The sequence below is a fragment of the uncultured Dialister sp. genome (assembly GCF_937959425.1).
In the GTDB taxonomy this organism is placed as follows: domain Bacteria; phylum Bacillota; class Negativicutes; order Veillonellales; family Dialisteraceae; genus Dialister.
In genome coordinates this window covers 1-3,071 of sequence record NZ_CALGPS010000180.1, presented here as the reverse complement: position 1 = coordinate 3,071, position 3,071 = coordinate 1, and the positions used below count along the sequence as shown (strand labels likewise).

Here is a 3,071-nt window from a genome sequence, read left to right as displayed (position 1 = left end):
CCCCAGTCCCCCCTGTCTCACAGTCCCACTGTCCCACTGTCTCACCAGCTCACCAGCCCATCCACATAAAAAAGCAGCGGTTCCTTCCGGTTCCGCTGCTTTGATTTCTACGATTAGTCTTCCATTTCATCCAGGTCAGCAGGGATTTCTGCTGTCTTTTCCAGCTTTGCCTGTTTTCTCTGGTGGATAATGGTGCGATAGCCTTCTACCGCCAGTTCCAGAGCCAGGCCGATGAGAAGAATGCCGATGCCGGCCTGGGCGTAGGGACCCCAGTCGGTGGCGCCGTTCATAATCATGAGGATCTGGTTTCTGACGATGATGACCAGGGAGCTCAGGGTGACAATCATCATGAAGGTCATGGGGATGAGGAACATTTTATTGTTCTTTCCTGCATTGCCCAGCCAGGTGGCTACGGCCAGGAGGCCGATGCCTGCCAAGAGCTGGTTGGCTGCACCGAAGAGGCCCCAGATTTTCATGAATCCTCCCATTCCCAGGAGCACGCCCAGCACTACGGTAAGAATGGTGGCAAAGTAGGGATTCACCATCAGTTTCTTGAAGCTGCCGTCAATGTCCTTCGGTGTCTGCCCCGGTTCCAGCCAGAATTCCTGGAACATGAAGCGGGCCAGGCGGGTGGCGGTATCAAGGGAGGTGAGGCAGAAGGCAGAGTAGGTGAGCACCAGGAGGGTGTACATGCTGCTTTCCATGGACTGAAGGCCGGGAATGGCAGCAATCATGGCTGCAATGCCGCCGGCAAAAATGTCGGTGGCTCCCTTCACGTGGCCGGTCTCCCTTGCATAGGCAATGGCGCAGAGGGTGATGATGGCCAGTACGCATTCCAGCAGCATGCCGCCGTAGGCAATGGGCTTTGCATCGGACTCCTTATCCAGCTGCTTGGAGGTGGTGCCGGAGGAAACGAGGGAATGGAAGCCGGAAATAGCGCCGCAGGCTACGGTGGTGAAGAGGATGGGGAAGAGGTACTGGGTACCATTTCCGTTGTCCACAGAAAATCCGGTATACGCCGGGAAAAGTTCCGGGTTAATGTCCGGATGGGCTCCTACGATGCCTACGATGGCCACGATGAGCATGGCGTAAAGCAGGAAGGAGGAGAGATAATCACGGGGCTGCAGGAGAATCCATACAGGGGTGACGGAAGCAATGGTAATGTAAAGGCCGATGAGCCACATCCAGGTATGGGTGGAGAAATAGAAGGGGTGGAAATTCATGCCGATGGCCATGCAGAGCACGATGGCGCCAACGCCAAGGATGGTGGAAGCCACCATGCCGGTGTGACGGCGGTATACTGCAAAGCCGAAGACGATGGCTACGGCGATGAAAAGGAGGGACACCATGGCCACGGAGGCCTGGGTGGCACTTTTCGCTTCATTCACCACGCCGTTTTCATAGACGGCACCGAAGGTGGAAGCCACGATGGCCGCAAAGGCAGCCACCACCAGGATCAGGGTGAGGTAAGAGAAAATGATAAAAAGCTGCTTTGCCCTTTTGGACATATTGGCGGAAATGATTTCGCCGATGGACTGGCCGTTGTGGCGGACAGAGGCAAAGAGGGCGCCGAAGTCATGGACGCCGCCGAAGAAGATACCGCCCACCAGCACCCACAGGGTCACCGGAAGCCAGCCGAACATGGCAGCGCCGATAGGGCCTGTAATAGGGCCGGCGCCGGCAATGGACGAAAAATGATGGCCCATGAGCACAGGCGCCTTGGCAGGCACATAGTCCACGCCGTCTTCCATGGTATGGGCAGGGGTGGGAATGTCTCCCTTTCCTACGCCCCACTGCTTCACCAGCCAGCGGCCGTAGAAAATGTAGCCGCATAAGAGAATCACCAGACATACAGCCAATAACACAAGGGTATTCATAGAAGGTCCCCCTTTCATAAGGGAATCAATACCGGCTCACCGGTCAACATCAGGCATCCGCTTTCATACCCCTTTGGGGAAGCGGATAATCAGTAAAAACTTTTCTCAATCCCTTTTCCATGCACCTTCCTGCGCGGTTGAAATAGAAATGACCGCTCTTCAGCTCCAATGCTCCTGCATGGAATTCCATCCATCCGTGAAATGAAAACCGGAAGGATTTGTAACGATGGCACTTCTCCAGTGCCTTCCGGGCCTCCTCATCTATGGAATCACAGATGAAAAGAGGTGAAATATAGGTATACATGTGACCCGGCCCGATATGAGCCATATCCATGCCCGCCTCGTAGGCATACTCCGAAAGCTCCCGGAATACTGCCAGGGTAAGACAGGGCACCTTGAAGAGGAAAATAAACTCCTCCTGGGCCGTAGACCAGAGCTGGGCGGAATGAAAGAGGAAATATTTCTCCCCCTGTTCATAATATTCGCACACCGCCGAAAGCTCCGATCCTCCTGAAAAGAAAGGCTTCTGTAAGTGGACGGCCTCCGCCAGTCCACGGGCTTCTTCCTCCCTTACTCCATCAAAGCGGGTAATGTTGTAATACCGCCGGTACCCCGACAGCAGCCGCTCCACCGCTTCCTCCTTTGCTCCCATGAGCCCCTCCTTTCATAATAAAATATCATGTGAAAATAGAATCATTAGATGGTGTTCACTAAAATATACCATTTATTTCTTCTTTTTCCTAATAGAAGATACTTATAGCTGGTAAAAAGAAAAATATAGTGCACTATTGCGTGGGGAGTTTCCTATTGAGGTGAACAGCAATAGTGGAGCATTCCGACAGGAAACTGTTTGCAAATAGTTTCCTACTGAGGTGATACGCAATGGTTAAGCATACCGGCAGGAAACTATTCGCGTATAGTTTCCTATTGAGATGAATAGCATTGGTTAATCATGCCGACAGGAAACTATTCGCGAAAAGTTTCCTGTTGAGATGAACCACATTGGTTAATCATTCCGGCAGGAAACTGTTGGCGAATAGTTCCCTACTGAGGTGATACGCAATGGTTAATCATTCCGGCAGGAAACTGTTGGCGAATAGTTTCCTACTGAGGTGATACGCAATGGTTAATCATTCCGGCAGGAAACTGTTCGCATATAGTTTCCTATTGAAGTGATACGCAATGGTTACTCAT

Annotated in this window: 2 protein-coding genes; both read right to left on the bottom strand. The window is 52.3% G+C overall.

The window, feature by feature from the left end; genetic code table 11:
- Nucleotides 1-113: 113 nt before the first annotated feature.
- Nucleotides 114-1,877: a carbon starvation protein A gene (locus tag Q0482_RS07245; protein WP_299145079.1), complete on the bottom strand. Its 1,764-nt coding sequence runs from the start codon at nucleotides 1,875-1,877 to the stop codon at nucleotides 114-116.
- Nucleotides 1,878-1,926: 49 nt separating this feature from the next.
- Nucleotides 1,927-2,529, bottom strand: a complete 603-nt coding sequence (locus Q0482_RS07240; RefSeq protein WP_299145077.1) for a hypothetical protein — start codon at nucleotides 2,527-2,529, stop codon at nucleotides 1,927-1,929.
- Between the last annotated feature and the right edge of the window lie 542 nt (nucleotides 2,530-3,071).